This is a genomic window from Thermorudis peleae (assembly GCF_000744775.1).
Classification (GTDB): domain Bacteria; phylum Chloroflexota; class Chloroflexia; order Thermomicrobiales; family Thermomicrobiaceae; genus Thermorudis; species Thermorudis peleae.
The window spans coordinates 725,440-744,658 of sequence record NZ_JQMP01000003.1 but is presented as its reverse complement, the minus strand read 5'-3'; the positions used below and the strand labels follow the sequence as shown (position 1 = coordinate 744,658).

The window sequence follows — 19,219 nt, the reverse complement described above, 5'->3', positions numbered from 1 at the left end:
AGGGTAGCACGCTCCGCCCCGGTTCGGCAACATGGATCTGGCCTTCGGCGGATAAAACATGGTAGGTCGACTTCGTCACGTGTAAGCGAAGTCGACCTACCGGAAGCCTAGCGAACAAGCAAGAGCATGGGGTGCTCAAGCAAATGCTTGACTGTGCTCAGGAACCGCGCAGCCTCTGCGCCATCGGCTACGCGATGGTCAATCGACAGCGTTAAGCGAACACGCTGGACAGGGACAAGCTCGTCACCATGATAGACCGGCTCACGCACAATACTCCCAACGGCAAGAATTGCCGCTTGGGGTGGATTAATAACAGCGGTGAAGTGCTCAACCAGGCCGAACATCCCGAGATTACTAATGGTGAAGGTGCCGCCTTGGTATTCCTCCGGCCGTAGCTCACCTGTCCGAGCCCGGTTAATCAGGTCCTTGCTCACCCGCGCAATCTCGCCAAGCGGCTTGTGATCGGCATCAATGATAATGGGAGTCAGTAAGCCGTCCTCAAGAGCAACCGCGATGCCAATATCGATCCGCCGATAGACACGAAGTTGCGTCCCAGCATAGCTTGCATTCAGGCGCGGATGTTCTCGCAAGGCCAAGGCACAAGCCTTGACGAGCAGATCTGTGACAGAGACTTTCTCTTCGTCATCAACCTGCGCATTAATCTGCTGCCGGAGCGCCAGTGCAGCATCCAATTCGACAATAGTGGTGACGAAGAAATGCGGTGCCTGCTGGAAACTTTCGGCCATGCGTCGTGCGATGGTCTGACGCATGCGTGTGAGGTCGATGACCTCGAAGGGCGGCAACCCGGGTACTGGCTCTGGAGTGGCTGGCGCAGCTGTTGGTGCACTGGGCGCAACTGCGGGCGCCGCTGGGGCAGCAGGCGCTTCCTGCGGCGCGGCGGGCTGCGCAGCTGGCGCTTGCGCTGCAGCCGGCCGAGCAATCAAGGCGAGGATATCCTCTTTAATAATCCGTCCACCTGGACCGCTGCCACGGACTGTACTGAGGTCAATACCATGCTCGGCCGCCAGACGTCGTACCAGCGGCGAAGCGCGTACCCGCTCACCAGGGGCCCGCTCAGCCACCGCGGTCGTTAGCCCCACATCCTGGCTCTGCGGTCCAGGCACAGCCGCCGTATCTGGCGCCGCTGCCTTACCATCAGCTTGCGTACTCGTCGAGGTTGCCGCCGGTGTCTCCTCAACCGATTCACCTGGTTCGCCAATCAGTGCAATTGGTTGCCCGACGGGGACGACATCGCCCTCTTTTGCCAGCAACTTCAGCAGGACACCACTTTCAAAGGATTCAATCTCAAGATTGACCTTATCTGTCTCGATTTCAGCAATCGGCTCGCCCCGCTCTACTCGATCACCTTCGTGCTTCAGCCAGCGCAGGAGCGTCCCTTCGCTCATGTCATAGCCCATGCGGGGCATTGGGATCGGCTTGGCCATAGTGCTCCTCTCCGTTCCTTCTGCGTTGCCCCGATTTAGCGAGCACCCGTGCCGACAACTGCTGGAGCCGGCTGCTGCTGATAGAGCACCTGGCGCACAGCTTCAACAACCCGAGCTTTATTGGGCACAACAAGCTGCTCGAGGTTACGTGCATAAGGCATAGGAACCTCGAGTGCTGCAACGCGTGCTACTGGCGCATCAAGATAATCGAATGCACGCTCTTGTACGGCTGCAGCGATCTCGGCTCCAACCCCAAGTGTTCGCCACCCATCCTCAACGACGACCAGCCGATTCGTCTTCTGCACTGACTGGACAATCGTCTCGATATCGAGCGGGCGAATGGCACGCAAGTCAATCACTTCGCATTCAATGCCTTCACGCGCGAGGTCTTCGGCCGCACCCAGGGCGAGATAGTAGTCGCGCCCCCAGGAGACAATCGTGCAGTCCGTACCTTCGCGACGGACCTCTGCGCCTTCAAGCGGCTGCAGGTAATCCTCATCATCGGGCACTTGTCCACGATTGCGATAAATCAGCGTGTGCTCGATGAAGATAACAGGGTCATTGCCACGGATAGCCGCCTTGAGCATACCCTTGGCATCCTTCGGCACAGAAGGCATCACGACTCGCAAGCCAGGCACATGCGCAAACCAATTCTCAAACGTCTGCGAATGTGTTGCACCAAGTTGACCAAAGCCCGACGTTGTGCGGACAACCACCGGCGCCGTAAACTGGCCATTGAACATGTAGTAGATCTTCGCCAGGTGGTTCACAATTTGATCCATGGCGAGCAGGGCGAAGTTAATTGTCATCAACTCGACGACCGGCCGCAACCCACCGATAGCTGCCCCAACTCCCAAGCCAACGATGGCCAGCTCAGAAATCGGTGTGTCGCGAACCCGGTCAGGCCCAAACTCTTGCAGGAAGCCTTTCGTCACAGCATATGAGCCGCCGTAGTACCCGATATCTTCTCCCATGAGGAAAACACGCTCATCGCGCAGCATCTCCTCGCGCAGCGCTTCGCGGATTGCATCGCGGTAGGTAATCTCACGTACGCCCATTGTTGCGTCGCCCCTCCTGCTAGCGAACGGTAATGGGATCGGCGTAAACGTAATCAAAGAGGGTATCAGGCGCTGGTGCCGGGCTTTCGTCGGCGAAGCGCACTGCTTCAGCGATCTGCTGGGCAACCGCCTCATCGATCGCGTTTAACTCATCTTCTGTCGCGACTTGCCGCTCGAGCAGCTTCGCTCGGAAGAGCACGATAGGATCGCGCTGACGGCGAAAATCTTCGACTTCTTCTTTCGTTCGATAGAGCTCGGCGTCGGCCATCGAATGGCCGCGGAAACGGTAGGTGAGCGCCTCTAGAAAATAGGGCCCCTTGCCGCTCCGGCAGTGCTCAAGTGCACGCTTTGTGGCTTCATAGACCGCGAGCACGTCCTGCCCATCAACCTGCTCAGCCGGGATATCGTAGGCGCAAGCCTTGCGGTACATCTCACGGACAGCCGAAGCGTACTGCACAGCCGTGCCCATACCGTAGAGATTGTTCTCACAAATGAAGAGCACTGGCAGTTTCCAGAGAGCCGCGAAGTTCAGCGATTCATGGAATGCGCCGTTGTTGGTTGCCCCATCGCCAAAGAAGGCCAGTGCAACAGCATCCTGCTTCTGGTAAGCACTGGCGAGGCCAAGGCCAACCGCAATGGGGAGCAAGCCAGCAACAATCGCATAGCCGCCCCAGAATCGCTTACTCGCATCAGCAAAGTGCATTGAGCCACCACGGCCACCGACGACACCATCGGCACGCCCAAATAGCTCAGCCATGCAACGCTTCGGGTCAAGCCCAAGCGCAAGCGCATAACCGTGGTCACGATAATGGGTCAGCACATGGTCTTGGGGAGCCTTGGCGTGAAGCGCACCAACCGCAACAGCTTCTTCACCAATGTACAGGTGAAGGAAGCCTGCGATCTTACCGAGGGTATACTGCTCAGCAGCAGCTTCCTCGAAGCGACGGATGAGGACCATCCGTCGGTAGAGCTCAAGCAACTCGCTCTTGGGCAGAGAGAGCTCGAGCGAGCGCCCGTCAACCGTACTGGTCATGCCCGCCTCCTACTTCTGCCGCTCGGTATTCCCACCAGCAGCATTCTGCGTCCTGAAAGCCGGTTGGCAACGTCGCCTACACCGGCGTCATTGCCCAGTTCTGAGCGCGCTGGCTCGCTGGGCACCGGACCAGCGCGGCACAGTATCCGGCGGGCTCAGGGGTTGTCCTCCTATCCCCTTGCCCCGCTGATCATCATGGCAAGCTTATCATACTCCTGGCCCAAGCTTATAGCCGATGCGCCGGAGGAAGCTCAGCCGCTCTTGCTGATGCTCTTCGGTTTCAACACCAAGCGGCTTGAGCCCATCGGCAACGCCGAGGACAGCACGAGCCTCGCCAAGATCAGCCAAAATGACCTCAACCGGATTTGCCGTTGCACAATAGATGGTGCAAACCTCGGCAACGGAGCGAACCGCAGGCAAGACATTAATTGGATAGGCATTGCCAAGCATGATTAAGAAACAGTGACCAGCGGCAATGTTGAGGACATTCCGGCGCGCCAGCTCGGTTAATTCAGGATCACTGCCTGTCCAACGCACTAACCGTGGTCCAGATGACTCGCTAAAAGCGAGGCCAAACTTGATCCCTGGGACACTTGTGACTAAGGCCTCATGAAGGTCTTCGACCGTTTTGATAAAGTGCGCTTGGCCAAAGATGATATTGACATCGGCTGGCTTCTCGATCATAACCCGCACAAGCTCGATTGCCATCACGCCCTCCTCATCCACTCTTCCCTGGTACTAAGACTGCGCGTCCTTTGACTCGGCCAGCGAGTAGATCACGAAGTGCAAGATTGACTTGCTCAAGCGGATAGTAGCTAACCGTCAGTTGTATCTTCCCTTCAGCCGCGAGCGTGATCAGTTCGAGCAATTCGCTATACGTACCAACAAGGTTGCCAATAATCGCTTTCTCCTCTGCAATGAGCTCAATCGCTGGTATCTGAACCGTACCCCCATAGCCGATGACAAAGTAAGCGCCGGCTCGTCGTGTCATGGCTAATCCCTGTGCAATTGCCTCGCCCTCTCCAACGAAGTCGAGGACAACTTCAGCACCATGACCGTCGGTCAGCGCTCGCACATGCTCAACCGGATCATCGTCGCCAGCTTTCACGGTATGTTCAGCCCCCAGCTCACGAGCAAGCCCCAGGGCAACATCCGATCGATCAACAACGATAATCCGAACCGGGCTGAGCAAACGCAGCACTTGGAACGCAATATGTCCGAGGCCACCGAATCCGATGATAACGGCAGTCTGGCCTGGTGCGAGCCGACGAGCTGCACGCTTGGCAGCATGATACGCCGTCAACCCAGCATCCGCATGTGGCGCAACCGCCCTGGGTTGCAGGTTATCCGGCAACCTTACAACGCTCCGCTCTTTTGTCAGCAGATACTCAGCGAAGCCACCATCGCGTGAAATACCGGGGAATTGACTGTGTTCGCAGTGCATATCATCGCCCCGACGACATGCCGGGCATAGTCCATCAGTGATCAATGGGTGAACAATGACTGGGTCACCAGGGCGAACACTCCGCACGGCTGAGCCGACGGCTTCAACATAGCCAGCATTCTCATGACCAAGGATGTACGGCAACACCACACCTGATCGCTCACGCCAGAGACCTTCAATAATGTGCAGATCTGTCCGACAAACACCAGCACCATCGATCCGGACAAGGACGTCGTCCGGCTCCTGGATAGCTGGATCAGGCACTTGCTCGAGCACCAGAAAGTCCGGCCCTCGCATTTCCGGATCGTACTGGTGGAGCCGTGCTGCCAGCATGTCTTCCCCCTTCACCATACCCCATTTCTGTGTGCTGCCTCATCCTAGCACGGCTAGTTGGCAATGCCTACTCAGTGCGTTATGCTCGTCTGCTCACCTGGTGAGCCCGCCGTATGGCGTCGAGGAGCAAAAGGAGACAAGGAAGCGTGAGCGCAAATCTGAGCATGCAAACAAACATGAACATGGAAGAGTTACAGGAAACCGCTGCACTGGGCCAGCGCCGAGCAAAGATCGTGGCGACGATCGGTCCGGCCTCATGGGAAGACGAAATACTGACCCAACTGATTACTGCCGGTGTCAATGTTGTTCGCGTCAATGCGGCACACAACGCACCGGAAGAACGCGCACCCATCGTTGGTCGTATCCGCACCGTCGCCGCTCGAACTGGTCAGCATGTCGCAATTTTGCAAGATCTTGCCGGTTGGAAACCTCGCACTGGACCATTAGCAGATGACACACCAGTCACGCTCACCCGTGGGACGACGGTCCGCCTCGTTTGTGGCAACGCCCCACTCTCGGCTGAGCAGGTATCGGTCGACGATGAGCAACTCTTTGCCCAAATTGAACCAGGGCAGCGTGTGCTGATCGCTGACGGACTCATTGAGCTGCGCGTTGAGGCACGAGAGGGAACGGTCTTCCGCGCCCGGGTTGTTCGGGGCGGAGCACTCCGTGGCAAGCAAGGTATTACCATTCCTGGTGTGCTTGGTCGCCCCTTCAAACTTAGCGATCGAGACCGTGCTGATATTGCCTTCGCAGCAGAACACGAACTTGAGTATCTTGGTGTGAGTTTTGTGACCAAGCCCGAAGACCTCGACCTGGTTCGACAAGAGCTGGAACGTGTTGGGGGGCGGGCGAAGCTTGTCGCAAAGATTGAACGGCCAGAAGCGTTAGAGCGAATTGACACCATTGTTCGTCATGCCGATGCCATTATGGTGGCACGAGGAGATCTGGGCGTGCAGCTTCCGCCAGAACTTGTGCCGATCGCCCAGAAACGCGTCATTGCGGCGGCCCGAGCATGTGGGTTGCCGGTGATTATCGCGACACAAATGCTTGAATCAATGGTGAACCAGCCGATTCCAACACGAGCAGAAGTCAGCGATGTCGCGAACGCAGTACTCGAAGGCGTCGATGCCTTAATGCTCAGCGCTGAGACGGCAACTGGCCATTATCCCGTCGAAGCCGTTGAGATGATGCATCGGATTATCGTGACAATCGAGCAACATTTTGCTCCTGCTCGTGCAACGGCGGCTGAGGGACCAACGACAATTGCAGCGACCATCGCACGTGCCGCAACCGATATTGCCCGACGATGGGAACAGGTGAAAGCCATTGGGGCAATCACGCGTTCGGGCTTCACTGCACGTGAAGTGGCCCGCGAGCGCCCACCAGTGCCAATTTTCGGACTAACACCTGATCCATTCGTCGCGCGGCAACTTGCTCTTGTTTGGGGCGTTACTCCCCTCGTCGTCACCTATGCTGACACAACAGAAGCACTCATGGATGGGGTTGCAGCGCAACTAGCAGCATCACGCTTGGTCAAAGAAGGCGATCACGTCGTCTTTACCGGCAGCCTGCGCTACTTTCCTGAGCCTGGACACACTGATTCGCTTCATTTACGGCGGCTCTAGCAGGCACATGGGTTAACTCTGGTTTCGCACATCGACGTGCGCGCTTGGTTCGCGTGGTGCAACGACGAGGATGTCAATGTCATGGGCAAGGCGAAGTAACTTCTCAACGGTTGAGCCGTGTAGCAATCGGTGAAGCCAGCCGTGACGAGAATGACCAATGATGATGCTATCGACGTTGCGCTCACGTGCCACGTCGACCAGCGTCTTCGCCACATCCTCGCCAGGTATGCGAAGGACCTCAGCCCCGAGGTCTTCAGCAAAACGGAGATTCTCTTCGAGCTGACGCTTCACCTCGGGCGGAGCATGTGCCCAGTCTGGTGTCTCAACGAAGACAACCAGCAGATCGGACTGACTACGTTGTGCACGACGCCAACCACGCCGGATTAAATGCTGTGCCCGCGGATGAGCATCAACCGCAACCATGACACGTTCGCCCGCTGGCCAAACGGTGTCAACATCATGCTGGTGCATGTACGTCTGCAAATCGTGTTCAACCCGGCTTGCAAGCTTACGCAGAGCAAGTTCGCGGAGCGCTGTCAGATTCCCTTCGCGGAAAAACTGCCGTAATGCGAGCTGGGCGCGCTCCGGCGGGTAAACTTCGCCTTCACGCAGCCGTTGCCGCAGGACTTGGGGGGTTACATCGACAAGGACGACTTCATCAGCCTTATCAACCACATCGTCAGGAACACGTTCACGAACTACAACCCCGGTAATGCTTTCGACGATATCCGCCAGGCTCTCGATATGCTGGATGTTGAGTGTGCTGAGCACACTGACACCATGCTCGAGCAACTCCTCAACATCCTGCCAGCGCTTCGCATGCCGGGTGCAATCTGGAACATTAGTATGGGCAAGCTCATCCACGAGAACGACCGCCGGTCGCCGCAGGAGAACGGCATCAAGATCCATCTCCTCAACAATGACACCGCGGTACTGGCAGCGCTTGCGTGGAATAATCGGCAACCCTTCGAGCAGCGCTGCTGTCTTCGGGCGACCATACGTCTCAACAAAGGCGATCGCAACATCGATACCCTGTTCACGCAACCGGTGAAGTTCTTGGAGCGCGGCATACGTCTTGCCAACTCCCGGTGCCATCCCCAAGTAAATGCGGTGAAATCCTCGGGCTCCGGAACCCGGTTCACGACGTAGCTGGGCAAGCAACGCATCGGGATCAGGGCGACTAGATTCAGGCAACTCGTTCATTGAGCCATTCCCTGATCGAGTGCACGATTCAACTCGAGTACATTGACACGTGGCTCACCAAGGATGCCAAACCATGGTCGCCTTGCAAGCCGCTCAACGAGGCTTTTTACCGCATCATCCGGCAAGCCACGGGCAGTGGCTACTCGATGCACCTGGAGGAGTGCGTTGGCAAGGCTAATGTCAGGATCAAGGCCACTCCCTGAAGCTGTGACCGCATCGACAGGCACCGGCGTGTCAGGTGCAAGGCCGTTTTCTTGCCGATAGGCATTTGCCCGTTCCTGAACGGTGCTGATGAACTGCTGATTTGTCGGCCCTAGATTCGACGCCCCTGACTGTGTTGGATCGTAGCCATTGCCGGCGGCTGACGGACGAGGGTGAAAATAGCGTGGATCTGTAAATTGCTGGCCCAGCAGGGTCGAGCCAATCACACGTCCCTGGCTATCACGAAGCAGGCTTCCCTCAGCCTGTCGCGGGAAGAGCGTCTGGGCAATTCCCGTGACGAATAGCGGATAGACCACCCCCGTCAGAACTGTAAAGACCACCAACAGCACAATTGCCGGCCGAAGTTGCGCTCGGAGTTGCATTGTTCTACTCCCCAACACACTATGCCAATCCAAGTGCCACGATCAGGAGATCAATAAGCTTAATCCCGATAAACGGGGCAATGACGCCGCCAAGTCCATAAATCAAGAGATTACGGCGCAGCAACACGGCAGCTGGAGCAGGACGATAGGCAACACCACGCATGGCAAGCGGAATCAAGGCCGGGATGATGAGGGCATTAAAGATGACCGCTGAAAGGATGGCACTTTGCGGATTTGCCAAGTGCATGATGTTCAACTGCCCAAGCTCTGGATAGGTTGTGACGAAAATCGCGGGGATGATCGCGAAATACTTCGCAACATCATTCGCAATGGAAAACGTGGTAATCGCTCCGCGAGTAATCAGCAGTTGCTTGCCGATAACGACTAATTCGATTAGTTTGCTCGGATTTGAATCAAGATCAATGAGATTAGCCGCTTCTTTCGCTGCTGCAGTGCCAGAGGCCATCGCGAGTGCGACATCGGCTTGGGCAAGCGCCGGGGCGTCATTGGTGCCGTCGCCTGTCATCGCCACAATGTGCCCTTCAGCCTGGAATTGTCGGATGAGGCGGATCTTATCTTCAGGCTTGGCTTCGGCGACAAAGTCATCAACGCCGGCTTCTTTGGCGATAGTCGCAGCCGTTACAGGATTATCGCCTGTCACCATGACCGTGCGGATACCCATGCGCCGCAATTCATCGAAACGCTGGCGCAAACCTGGCTTGACAGTGTCTTTCAACTCAACGACGCCAACAATCCGACCATCAAGGAGAAGTCCCAGTGGCGTACTCCCACGCCGAGCAATCTGATCGACATGCTCCTGGAGATCAGCAGGAACCGGCTCGTGACTTTGCGCGATAACAGCATCGATTGCACCCTTGAGATACGTATGCCCACCCTGCCGAATTCCGCTCAGCCGCGTCTCAGCACTAAACGGAATGATTTCAGCGTCCGGCAGAAGTCCTGGTTCTGGTGGTGCACCAAGCTGTTCCGCTAAAGCAAGCAGGCTCCGCCCCTCGGGTGTTTCATCAGCGAGGCTGGACTGGCGTGCAACAATGAGCGCGTCAAGTCGTGAGGCATCACCCACAGGAATAATCTCAGCAGCCAGCCGATTGCCATAGGTAATTGTGCCAGTCTTGTCGAGCAGCAAAACGTCAACATCACCCGCCGTCTCCACTGCTCGTCCCGAGAGCGCGAGCACATTGAAGCGAAGCACTCGATCCATACCAGCAATGCCAATGGCAGCTAACAGGCCGCCAATCGTCGTCGGGATCAAGCAGACTAAGAGCGCGACAAGGACGATCACGGAGACAAGCATCCCAGAATAGGCGGCAAAAGCATCGAGACTTGCGACGACAAGCAAGAAGATAATGGTTAATCCAGCGAGCAGTAGCGCTAAAGCGAGCTCATTTGGCGTCCGTTGTCGCCGTGCCCCTTCAACAAGTGCAATCATTCGATCAAGGAATGTCTCACCAGGATCAGCAGTTACGCGAATCTTTAGCCAATCGCTGACGACCTGAGTTCCCCCAATGACCGTTGACCGCGTATCCGTTCCCGGTTCCTTTAAAACAGGGGCAGACTCTCCTGTCACTGCCGCTTCATTGACATAGGCGATGCCTTCGATGACCTCTCCGTCGGTCGGGATGATTTCCCCTTCACGCACGAGGACCAGGTCGCCCTTGCGTAGCTGCGTAGCCAGCACCATCTCCTCAGTGCCATTGCGGAGCAAACGCGCTGGCGTATCCGTCCGCGTCGCGCGCAATGTATCAGCACGCGCACGACCATTGGCTTCAGCAAGCGCATCGGCAAAATTGGCAAAGTAGACGGTTAGCCAGAGCCAAAGACTGACCTGAAGCCCAAATCCAAACGGTCGCCCAGAGAGGCCATCAACAATCGCAAGGAACGTCGTCAGGACTGAGCCGATCTCGACGACGAACATGACCGGATTGCGCGCCACTTCACGCGGATGAAGGCGTCGGAATGCATCCTTCGCAGCACGCCGGAGAAGCGGACCAGCCCACCAGCGTTGCCCTCGCAGTCGTTGCTCGGCAAGGGCTTTGAGCGCATCGGTTTCAGGCGTGCGGACAGCCGGCGGCGTGAGGCCACGCGCTGGCACAGCGTCTCGCGCAACAACGGCCCGTGGTACACGATTTGTCTCTTCTGGCTTCTTCGCCATCATCGCTTCCCAATACCTCTTCCTAGTCTCAGAACACCCGGCCAGCAACAAGCAGCAGGTGCTCGACAATCGGCCCAAGCGCAAGTCCTGGCAAATACGTCAGCCCACCGACAATGAGAATCACGCCGATTAAGGTCGCGACGAATAAGGGGGTATGGGTTGGCATAGTACCCAGGCTTGGTGGCACACGCTTTTTTGCAGCGAGCGAACCGGCCAATGCAAGCACGAGCACAATGCCAGGGAATCGCCCAAACAGCATGGCAAGTGCAGTGGTAAGTAACGCAAACGTTGCCGCAGCGTTGTAGCCGCCGAAAGCAGAGCCATTATTGCCGGTTGTTGAGCTATAGGCGTAGAGCAACTCGCTGAAGCCATGAGGGCCTGGGTTGCCAGCTAGCGCTCGCCCGGCCGGTAACGCGCTTGCCAATCCAGTGAACACAAGGATGCTGGCAGCGGAGACAAGAATATAGAGTGCGACGAGTTTGATCTCATATGGCCCAATCTTCTTTCCGAGATATTCCGGGGTGCGTCCAACCATTAAGCCAGCGATAAAGACCGTAGTCAGGACAAAGACGAGCATGCCGTAAAGACCACTACCAACACCGCCGAAGATGATTTCGCCCAGCTGCATGTTAAACATTGGCACGAGACCAGCGAGTGGCAAATAGCTGTCATGCGCACTGTTGACAGCGCCGCAGGAAACTGCCGTTGTGACGACGGCAAACAGCGACGAGCCGGGAATACCAAACCGGACTTCTTTCCCTTCAAAATTGCCCCCTGGTTGCAGTATTGAGGCATGCTGGTCAACACCGAACCGTGCGAGGAGCGGATTGCCGCCCTGCTCAACCACCGTCACCACGGCAACACCAAGAGCGAGAACGACTGCCATGGCTGCCCAGATCGCCCAGCCTTGACGGCGATCTTTGACCCAATATCCGAAGGTAATCGGCAAGGCTGCTGGGATCGCAAGCATGAACAGAATCTCAGCGAGATTGGTCAGCGGCGTTGGATTCTCGTACGGGTGCGCAGAATTTGCATTAAAGTAGCCACCACCATTTGTGCCCAGCATTTTGATGGCTTCTTGGCTTGCAACAGGACCGCGCGGAATAACTTGCTGCGCGCCTTCAAGCGTGGTCGCCGTCACCGGACCATGCAACGTTTGCGGTACGCCTTGCCAAACCAGGAAAATTGCACCAACAAGGGCAAGTGGCAGGAGAACGTACAGTGTTGCACGGGTAAGATCCACCCACACGTTCCCAACTGCCTGTGTCGATTGGCGTGCTAACCCGCGCGCCAAGGCGAGCGCAGCGACAATTCCCGTCGCAGCAGAGAGGAAATTCTGCACCGCAAGCCCGGCCATTTGCGTGAAGATGCTCATCGTGCTCTCGCCTGCATAGGCTTGCCAATTGGTATTGGTGACGAACGAGACAGCGGTATTCCAGGCCACGAGCGGACTCACAGGCCCTAGGTCTTGCGGGTTCAACGGAAGCCATGCTTGTAAGCGTTGAATGCCATACAGCAGCAGGAGACCAAAAAGATTGAAGAGCAAGAGTCCAGCGGCATAGGCCGTCCACCGCTGCTCACGCGCCGGGTCCACGCCGGCAAGCCGATAGCATGCCCGCTCAACTGGCCCAAGCACTCGCGCGAAGGGGGGCCGTTCGGTATCAAAGACGCGGGCCATGTACCACCCTAATGCAATACTGATGCCGATAAGTACAAGCGTAAAGAGCGCAAAATACCCAAGCGTATGGACGATCATTGCGTCCGACGTCCTCCCTCCGCCCAAACCTCCAGTGTCAGCGTCTTTCCTTGAAGAAAGGGATGAAACACAAGCCCGTAGCATGCTGCGATTTCTGCAGCTTCCTGAACCACAGCCTGTGTCGCCATCTCCGTCGCAAGCGTGACGCTCAAAGTCCCATGGTGGATGGCAGAGGATCTGTCCCCTACCGTAGCGCAGAGTGCGCGGAAGGCAGCATGCCATTGCGGTTGCTCGCGCTGTCGTTGCCGACCACGACGATGTGGGGCAAATTGATGTGTCACACCATGAGTACCCATTGTTCAAAACCGTTCTGGCCACAGGAGGGCAATGAGCAGGTAGATCAACAGGCCAATGGCTACGAGACCACTCACAACCGTTGCCCAATCCATCCCTTAGCCCCTCCCTTCTGTGGGTGTGCCAAGTCGTTCACAGGCCACAATGAGGGCAAACATCGCCACAAAGAAGAGAAGGCTGCCGATCACAATCACCAGATCACGCATCAGCTGCCACTTCTCCACCTGCTTCATCGCTTCCTGTAATGAGGCGAATGAGTGCGTCCAGCGGAAATGGTTTCGGCAAGCAGGCGTATGGCTGAAACTCGGTCATCCGTCGCTGTGACAGTGGCCCACCGGTCAGGACGATGATTGGGAGAGTACGCCCGGTGGCCTGAAGTTCTCGGACTAAATCCCAGCCAGTACGGCCAGGCAAGCCGATATCAAGAACAAGTACGTCTGGATGCCACGCTGCCAGTACCGCTTGCGCTTCTTCAACAGACTGGGCAAGACGAGCTGTCACGCCACGGTGCTCGAGATTGCGCGCGATGACTCGCGCAAGAGCAGGATCATCTTCGACAATGAGCACATGACGAAAGCGCGGCTGGAAGACACGCTGCGCACTCAATGGCCACTCCTCTCTGCTGAGCTTCCCCTAAGCCCACCAGGGGGAAGCATGAAACACCGTTGCTCAATAGGTCCTCAACGACCTTCGGGGAAATCCTCAACAAATGCTCAACGTGGTATTGAGCTGAACCCCCAAAGGAATCTAGTCGGGAATGACAAACCGGTAGCCGACGCCTGGCTCAGTGCGAAGATGCGTTGGTTGCTGGGGATCTGGTTCAAGCTTTTTCCGCAGGCGCGCAATGTAGACGTGGAGATAATGGTCAGCCCCGGAAAACTCTGGTCCCCAAACATGCTCAAGGAGATACCGATCGGTTAAGGGTTTATTTGGATGGGTAAGAAAAACTTTGAGGAGTTCCCACTCGGTAGGAGTCAGGCGAATTTCTCGCCCGTTCACAAACACCTGGCGATGCTCAAGATCAACCGTTATCGCACCAGCCTGAATAACCGGAGCAGATCCGTGAGCTGGCCGAGCTGCGTGTCGCAAGGCAACACGAATACGTGCCAGTAACTCAGCAACACCAAAAGGCTTGGTCACATAGTCGTCTGCTCCAAGATCAAGTGCTTGAACTTTCACCGCCTCGGCCTCACGGACAGAGAGAACGACGATCGGCGTTGTCGCATACTGCCGCAATTCACGAATCACAGTGAGGCCATCGATATCCGGCAACCCGAGATCGAGGATAATGAGATCAGGATGCCAACGAGCTGCTTTGATGAGTGCTTCCTGCCCACGTTCAGCAGTCTCAACAGCGTACCCATGCCTGTTCAGCGTCACGGTTAAGACGCGGCGGATTGCTGGCTCATCATCAACAACAAGAATGCGAGCGCCCGGCTGACCTGTCATGTGGTTCGCTCCTCCACGGAAGCTACAGAGGCAGCAATCGGCAGCGTCATGGCAAAGCGCGCCCCTCCTTCTCGCCGGTTTTCAGCCCGAATCGTCCCTCCATGGGCCTGAACAAGTTGCCGCGCAATAGCAAGGCCGAGGCCAGTCCCTTGTGGGCGTGCACCATCCCCACCCTGCCCAGCCCGATAAAACGGGGCGAAGAGATATGGTAAGGCATCCTCGGGAATGCCAGGACCCTCATCTTCAACGAGCACTTCAACCGACCCATTCGACAGCCTGGCCCGCACCGTGACCGTACTGCCGGGTGGGCTATATTTCGCAGCATTTTCGAGCAAGTTGACCAGTACTTGCTCAATTTTCAGCGCATCGACAGCAACCGGCGGCAAGGTTTCTGGGATCTCGACCACAACGTGATGCTGAGATAAACGAGGGCCAACGCGTTTCAACGCGGCGTCTACCAATGTTCGTATTGCATGTGGTCGCCGGTCAAGCTGGAGCTTACCTGCCTCAATCCGCGAAAGGTCGAGCAAGTTGCGTACCAGTTGGTCAAGCCGTTGTCCTTCCTCAAGAATTGTCTCCAGTAATTCACGCTGCTCTTCGGGCGACCAATCGATATCACGCTGGAGCAAGCTCTCAGCAGCAGCAATGATTGAGGCAAGTGGGGTGCGTAAATCATGAGAAACAGCATTTAGCAGCGCCGTTTTGAGCTCGTCTGTCCGGCGTAGTACTTCTGCTTCCGTCGCTTCACGGCGCAACCGCTCGCGTTCCAAGGCAACGCTGAGCTGCGCAGCAACAGCAAGCAAAAGCCGGTTCTCCTCAGGCGTAAACTCTAACTCGCGTCCAGCATTGACAAGGACAAGCGCGCCAATTCGTCGCCCCCCAGACCGCAACGGCACCTGGTAGCGCGCGGGAACGCGCATCTGGTGCCGGCGACCACGCGGGCCAAGCACGCTAACCCATCGCCCGGGAGTAGTTGACGAACGCGCAGTTCCTTCCTGCAGGACATGAGTTTGCCCCTCGTCCATGCGAAAGACATTCGATGGGACGGAATGCCCAACTACAACGCGTATTGGCGAAAGACCTGGCTGATTCACTAGGATGCCCACCGTGTCCACCCGGAAGAGCTCCCGCAAACGCTCCGCTACTGCATGCAAGGCATCGTTGAGATCAGGCTGCTGCATCATCCCCGAAACTTCGAACAGCAGAGCAGCTTCGCGTTCGCGCGCCCGGGCTTCTTCGGCCCGTCGGCGCTGACCTGCAGCAAGTTGCCCAGTAATCAACGCGGTAAGTAAGAACATGAAGAGGGCAACCCACTCAGCAGGATCAGCAATTGTAATAGAATAGACAGGGTCAACAAAGAAGAAATCGTACGCCAAAAATGCTGCGATTGACGCAACAACAGCCGGACCACGCCCATAGAAGCTTGCAGCCACAAGTACAGCGATCAAGTACAAAACGGAGAGGTTGGCAATAGCAAGCCATGCCCGAACGACAGCAATGACGAACGTGATCAGCGCAACCCCACCAAGGCCAACGGCATAGCCTCGCCAAGATTGCCGAATATCCCGACGGGCTCTATTCCAGAGATGATCAACTCGAAGAGCATCCATTTTCGTGCCCTGATCAAGACACAGTCTGTCTTACAAGTATGGCACTGAGGCGAAGCATGAATGGGGAAGATTACGCCTGAGCGTGGCGACCGGCAATCACGAGAAGCAACGCCGCACCAGCGCACGCCACTGCTAGTCCGTTGAAGAGAGCAGGGCCATGCACATAGCCGGGGAGCATACCACCAAGAATCGCACCGAGCGAGCCAACACCATTCACAACCCCAACAGCCGCACTGGCATCGCTGTTCGCCGCACCACGTTCAGCTGCGGCAACGCCAGTTAATAGCGACTCCGAACCGTAAAATGCTAACCCAATTGCGAAGAAGCCGAGCGCAACTGCAAGAACTTGAGCTGTTTGCGCGATGAAGGGCAAAATCAGCAGGAGTACAGCACAGAGCAGCAATCCAGTTATCACAACTGGGCGCCGTCTCCCTTGCCGATCAGAAAGTATGCCGGCAACCACTGGGGCCGCAAGTCCAGCAAGGCTAAATGCCGCCGCCACGAAGGTAGCCACGACTGGCCCTTGTCGCAACCATTCGGCAGCCATCACCGGTCCCCAGAATTGAATGGCATAGAGTGCAGGCTTCGCCAAAAAGTCAGCCAGCGCAAGGACTTGCACGTCCCGATCACGCAGCGCAGCCAGCATTGCCCGGCCTGCTGGTTGTTTCACTGTCAGGGATGACTCTGTGGAAGCACCATGCTCACTCGTCGCAAACCAGTAGAGGGCAGCAACACAGAGCGCTACTCCAGCCGCAACAAGAAACGCAGCACGCCAGGTTGCAAACACGGAATACGCGAACCAACCTAATAACGGCGGCGCAATCAATCCCCCCGCTACATAGCTCGTGCTGAGGACACCGAATGCCGTGCCGCGCGCGGTTGCCGGCACGCGACGTACGACATCCAAACAGAGAACTGGCCAACCAGTCGATTGGGCAATGCCTTGGATTGTCATGGCAACCAGAAAGATTGACAATGTCTGTGCTTTCGCCATCAGCCCAGCGGCTCCAGCGGCAAGCACAAGGCCAGCCGGCACAAGGATGCGAGGCCCAAGTCGCACCCCAGCAGCGCCCCAGATGAATTGCCCCAGGGCGTAGAGCGTCAGAAATAGCCCATCGAGCACACCCATCGCAGCACGAGACAGTGGCGCAGCTGGATCGCCCAACAGGCCAAGCTTTGCAACGGCGAACGCTAATCGGGGAAAGTAATACGTTAGGTACGCGATCCAACTCAGGGCTAATGCCCGCCGCCAGCCAAGCACCGTCTGCCGGTGCGTGACAGGCGCTGTACCCGCCATCGCTGCCCCTTCCGGTACAGCCCGCTAGTGTTCTATCTTACCGGCTGTGTTCAGTCAGCGTAAGAGGCAGGCGACTGTGGCTTCAAGGCTTCTCAGGCCTGCGCCCGCGGATCAAGAGCATCGCGGAGGCCGTCGCCAACAAGATTGAACGCAAGAATCGTTAGCGACAGTGCCAACCCTGGCGCGATCGAGAAGAAGGGCGCATCACTTAGGTAGACGACTCCATCGCGAATCATTTGCCCCCAGCTGGGCGTCGGTGGACTAACACCCAGCCCAATAAAGCTCAGGCTGGCCTCGAGACGGATCGCAGCGGCAGTCCAAAGACTGCCGAGGACAAGCAACTCCCCCAACGTATTTGGCAAAACGTGACGAAGTAATACTCGTAGTTCAGAAGCTCCCAGCGCTCGCGCCGCAAGCACAAAATCTCGCTCGCCAACCGCAAGCGCTTGCCCATGGGCAATACGCGCGAAACGTGGCGTGATCGTCAGCGCAATCGCAATGATAAGCTTGATGAGCCCCTGGCCAAGCACCGCCATAATCAACAAGCCCGTAATAAGATCAGGGAATGCAAGCAAAATGTCAACCAACCGCATTAGCCAGGTTTCAGTTTGTCCACGGCGAAACCCGGCAACAACGCCGATTAATGTCCCGAGCACGCCAGCGAGCAAGACCGAGAAGACGCCGATCAAGAAGGCAATCCGTGCCCCATACAGGACGCGTGAGAGGATATCGCGGCCAAAGTCGTCAGTCCCTAAGGGGAAAGCACTCGATGGCCCGCTCAAACGGTGCACGGGATCTTGGACAAGCGGATCATGTGGTGCAAGGGCTGGTGCCGCAAGCGCAATAGCCAACAAAACAGCGACCAGCACTAACCCAATGACCGCTGTACGGTTTCGCGCAAACGCCCGGAGCCGACGATATTGACGTGATGGTTCTCGTGCGATGACAAGCTGTCCAGTCGCAGCCATTAGCGATACCGAATCCGGGGGTCCACTACCCCATATAACAGGTCAACCGCAAGGTTAATCAGCACGATGAGCAATGCGTAGACGGTCATAATCGCCTGAAGCAGGGTGTAGTCACGCTGCTTCGTTGCCCCAATCATCAAGCGTCCGAGTCCTGGACGGGAAAAGACCTCCTCCGTGAGCACTGTCCCGCCAATTAGTGAAATCGCTGTGAGCCCCACGAGCGAGAGCAACGGCACAAGCGCTGTACGTAGTGCATGGCGCAGGAGGACGCGTCGCTCGGGGAGGCCTTTGGCCCGAGCGACGCGAACATAATCCTCACTGAGAACGTTGAGCATTGCGGAACGCGTTAACCGCATGATGTAGGCCGATTCAATGAGCCCGAGCGTTAGGGCCGGCAAGACAAGCGCACGCAAATTCGCTGTCGGCTGTGAAAATGGTGCTGCTCCCACTGCAGGGAATAGTCGCACTTTCACGGCTAAAGCAAAGATGAGCAGTACACCAAGATAAAACGCTGGTAGCGAAAGCCCAACGAGCGACACAATGCGTCCAACATAGTCAACGACAGTATTGCGCCGCACCGCCGTGACAACACCGAGCGGCACACCAATCAGGATCGCCAATACCAGTCCTGCGGTCGCAAGCTCCAGCGTATACGGAAACACTTGGCGAATCTGCAAAACCGTCGGCTGCCCATTAATCAATGAGCGACCAAAATCCCCATGTGCAAGACCAGTTAAATAGTCGAGATATTGTGCCCAGATCGGCTTATTCAGCCCCATGCGCTCACGTAACGTCTGAATAGCCTGCTGCGACGCTTGCTCACCCAACACAGCCGTGGCCGGATCACCTGGCGCCACCCGAACGATCACGAAAATGATCGTCAGCACAGCCCACACGGTCGGAATCGCAAAAAGCAGCCGGCGGATAATGTAACGGAGCATACT

Annotated in this window: 17 protein-coding genes; 1 reads left to right on the top strand and 16 read right to left on the bottom strand. The window is 56.8% G+C overall.

The genetic code is table 11. The annotated features are described in order from the left end of the window. Nucleotides 1–107: 107 nt before the first annotated feature. The 5 genes from N675_RS06455 to N675_RS06435 all read right to left on the bottom strand — a co-directional run bounded on the left by N675_RS06455 (nt 108) and on the right by N675_RS06435 (nt 5,313). Nucleotides 108–1,445 carry a dihydrolipoamide acetyltransferase family protein gene (locus tag N675_RS06455; RefSeq protein WP_038038613.1) on the bottom strand — a complete coding sequence of 446 codons (1,338 nt, stop codon included), beginning with the start codon at nt 1,443–1,445 and terminating at the stop codon, nt 108–110. 35 nt (nt 1,446–1,480) lie between these two features. Further along, nucleotides 1,481–2,503: an alpha-ketoacid dehydrogenase subunit beta gene (locus tag N675_RS06450; RefSeq protein WP_038038612.1), complete on the bottom strand. Its 1,023-nt coding sequence runs from the start codon at nt 2,501–2,503 to the stop codon at nt 1,481–1,483. Between the two features lie 19 nt (nt 2,504–2,522). After that, a complete protein-coding gene (gene pdhA, locus N675_RS06445) occupies nt 2,523–3,536 on the bottom strand; it encodes a pyruvate dehydrogenase (acetyl-transferring) E1 component subunit alpha (RefSeq protein WP_038038611.1) in 1,014 nt (337 codons plus the stop codon). A 207-nt stretch (nt 3,537–3,743) separates the two neighbouring features. Next, nucleotides 3,744–4,238: an adenosine-specific kinase gene (locus N675_RS06440; protein WP_038039463.1), complete on the bottom strand. Its 495-nt coding sequence runs from the start codon at nt 4,236–4,238 to the stop codon at nt 3,744–3,746. A 16-nt stretch (nt 4,239–4,254) separates the two neighbouring features. Then, nucleotides 4,255–5,313 carry an NAD(P)-dependent alcohol dehydrogenase gene (locus N675_RS06435; protein WP_038038610.1) on the bottom strand — a complete coding sequence of 353 codons (1,059 nt, stop codon included), beginning with the start codon at nt 5,311–5,313 and terminating at the stop codon, nt 4,255–4,257. Nucleotides 5,314–5,459: 146 nt separating this feature from the next. On the opposite strand from N675_RS06435, the gene pyk reads away from it, so the two are divergent. Next, a complete protein-coding gene (gene pyk / locus N675_RS06430; protein WP_231577954.1) occupies nt 5,460–6,941 on the top strand; it encodes a pyruvate kinase in 1,482 nt (493 codons plus the stop codon). A 12-nt stretch (nt 6,942–6,953) separates the two neighbouring features. On the opposite strand, the gene N675_RS06425 is transcribed toward pyk, so the two are convergent. The 11 genes from N675_RS06425 to N675_RS06380 all read right to left on the bottom strand — a co-directional run bounded on the left by N675_RS06425 (nt 6,954) and on the right by N675_RS06380 (nt 19,216). Continuing rightward, nucleotides 6,954–8,144 (bottom strand): sensor protein KdpD, encoded by a 1,191-nt coding sequence (locus tag N675_RS06425; protein WP_038038608.1) that lies wholly within the window; start codon nt 8,142–8,144, stop codon nt 6,954–6,956. Then, on the bottom strand, nt 8,141–8,728 hold the full coding sequence (gene kdpC / locus N675_RS06420) for a potassium-transporting ATPase subunit KdpC (protein ID WP_038038607.1): 588 nt from the start codon (nt 8,726–8,728) through the stop codon (nt 8,141–8,143). Before kdpC ends, N675_RS06425 begins: the two co-directional genes overlap by 4 nt. A 19-nt stretch (nt 8,729–8,747) precedes the next feature. After that, entirely contained in the window at nt 8,748–10,901 is a 2,154-nt protein-coding gene (gene kdpB / locus N675_RS06415) for a potassium-transporting ATPase subunit KdpB (RefSeq protein ID WP_081887025.1), read from the bottom strand. Between the two features lie 28 nt (nt 10,902–10,929). Then, nucleotides 10,930–12,657: a potassium-transporting ATPase subunit KdpA gene (gene kdpA, locus N675_RS06410; RefSeq protein WP_038038606.1), complete on the bottom strand. Its 1,728-nt coding sequence runs from the start codon at nt 12,655–12,657 to the stop codon at nt 10,930–10,932. A 299-nt stretch (nt 12,658–12,956) separates the two neighbouring features. After that, nucleotides 12,957–13,046 (bottom strand): K(+)-transporting ATPase subunit F, encoded by a 90-nt coding sequence (gene kdpF / locus N675_RS14015; protein WP_081886903.1) that lies wholly within the window; start codon nt 13,044–13,046, stop codon nt 12,957–12,959. Between the two features lie 103 nt (nt 13,047–13,149). Then, nucleotides 13,150–13,557 (bottom strand): response regulator, encoded by a 408-nt coding sequence (locus tag N675_RS06405; RefSeq protein WP_051914331.1) that lies wholly within the window; start codon nt 13,555–13,557, stop codon nt 13,150–13,152. 141 nt (nt 13,558–13,698) lie between these two features. Then, the gene (locus tag N675_RS06400) at nt 13,699–14,400 is read right to left on the bottom strand and encodes a response regulator (RefSeq protein ID WP_038038605.1); all 702 of its coding nucleotides are present in this window, start codon (nt 14,398–14,400) and stop codon (nt 13,699–13,701) included. Then, nucleotides 14,397–16,010, bottom strand: coding sequence for an ATP-binding protein (locus N675_RS06395; protein WP_051914329.1), 1,614 nt, complete (start codon nt 16,008–16,010; stop codon nt 14,397–14,399). The genes N675_RS06400 and N675_RS06395 overlap by 4 nt, the downstream gene beginning before the upstream one ends. 70 nt (nt 16,011–16,080) lie before the next feature. Next, nucleotides 16,081–17,307 (bottom strand): MFS transporter, encoded by a 1,227-nt coding sequence (locus tag N675_RS06390; protein WP_051914327.1) that lies wholly within the window; start codon nt 17,305–17,307, stop codon nt 16,081–16,083. Between the two features lie 92 nt (nt 17,308–17,399). Further along, nucleotides 17,400–18,275 (bottom strand): ABC transporter permease, encoded by an 876-nt coding sequence (locus tag N675_RS06385; RefSeq protein WP_038038604.1) that lies wholly within the window; start codon nt 18,273–18,275, stop codon nt 17,400–17,402. Further along, on the bottom strand, nt 18,275–19,216 hold the full coding sequence (locus tag N675_RS06380) for an ABC transporter permease (protein WP_038038603.1): 942 nt from the start codon (nt 19,214–19,216) through the stop codon (nt 18,275–18,277). Before N675_RS06380 ends, N675_RS06385 begins: the two co-directional genes overlap by 1 nt. Nucleotides 19,217–19,219: the final 3 nt, after the last annotated feature.

Bases quoted from the DNA above. Each gene is read 5' to 3' on its own strand.
- N675_RS06455 (WP_038038613.1), bottom strand. From the start codon at position 1,445: ATGGCCAAGCCGATCCCAATGCCCCGCATGGGCTATGACATGAGCGAA.
- N675_RS06450 (WP_038038612.1), bottom strand. From the start codon at position 2,503: ATGGGCGTACGTGAGATTACCTACCGCGATGCAATCCGCGAAGCGCTG.
- pdhA (WP_038038611.1), bottom strand. From the start codon at position 3,536: ATGACCAGTACGGTTGACGGGCGCTCGCTCGAGCTCTCTCTGCCCAAG.
- N675_RS06435 (WP_038038610.1), bottom strand. From the start codon at position 5,313: ATGCTGGCAGCACGGCTCCACCAGTACGATCCGGAAATGCGAGGGCCG.
- N675_RS06425 (WP_038038608.1), bottom strand. From the start codon at position 8,144: ATGAACGAGTTGCCTGAATCTAGTCGCCCTGATCCCGATGCGTTGCTT.
- kdpC (WP_038038607.1), bottom strand. From the start codon at position 8,728: ATGCAACTCCGAGCGCAACTTCGGCCGGCAATTGTGCTGTTGGTGGTC.
- kdpB (WP_081887025.1), bottom strand. From the start codon at position 10,901: ATGGCGAAGAAGCCAGAAGAGACAAATCGTGTACCACGGGCCGTTGTT.
- kdpA (WP_038038606.1), bottom strand. From the start codon at position 12,657: ATGATCGTCCATACGCTTGGGTATTTTGCGCTCTTTACGCTTGTACTT.
- kdpF (WP_081886903.1), bottom strand. From the start codon at position 13,046: ATGGATTGGGCAACGGTTGTGAGTGGTCTCGTAGCCATTGGCCTGTTG.
- N675_RS06400 (WP_038038605.1), bottom strand. From the start codon at position 14,400: ATGACAGGTCAGCCGGGCGCTCGCATTCTTGTTGTTGATGATGAGCCA.
- N675_RS06395 (WP_051914329.1), bottom strand. From the start codon at position 16,010: ATGGATGCTCTTCGAGTTGATCATCTCTGGAATAGAGCCCGTCGGGAT.
- N675_RS06390 (WP_051914327.1), bottom strand. From the start codon at position 17,307: ATGGCGGGTACAGCGCCTGTCACGCACCGGCAGACGGTGCTTGGCTGG.
- N675_RS06385 (WP_038038604.1), bottom strand. From the start codon at position 18,275: ATGGCTGCGACTGGACAGCTTGTCATCGCACGAGAACCATCACGTCAA.
- N675_RS06380 (WP_038038603.1), bottom strand. From the start codon at position 19,216: ATGCTCCGTTACATTATCCGCCGGCTGCTTTTTGCGATTCCGACCGTG.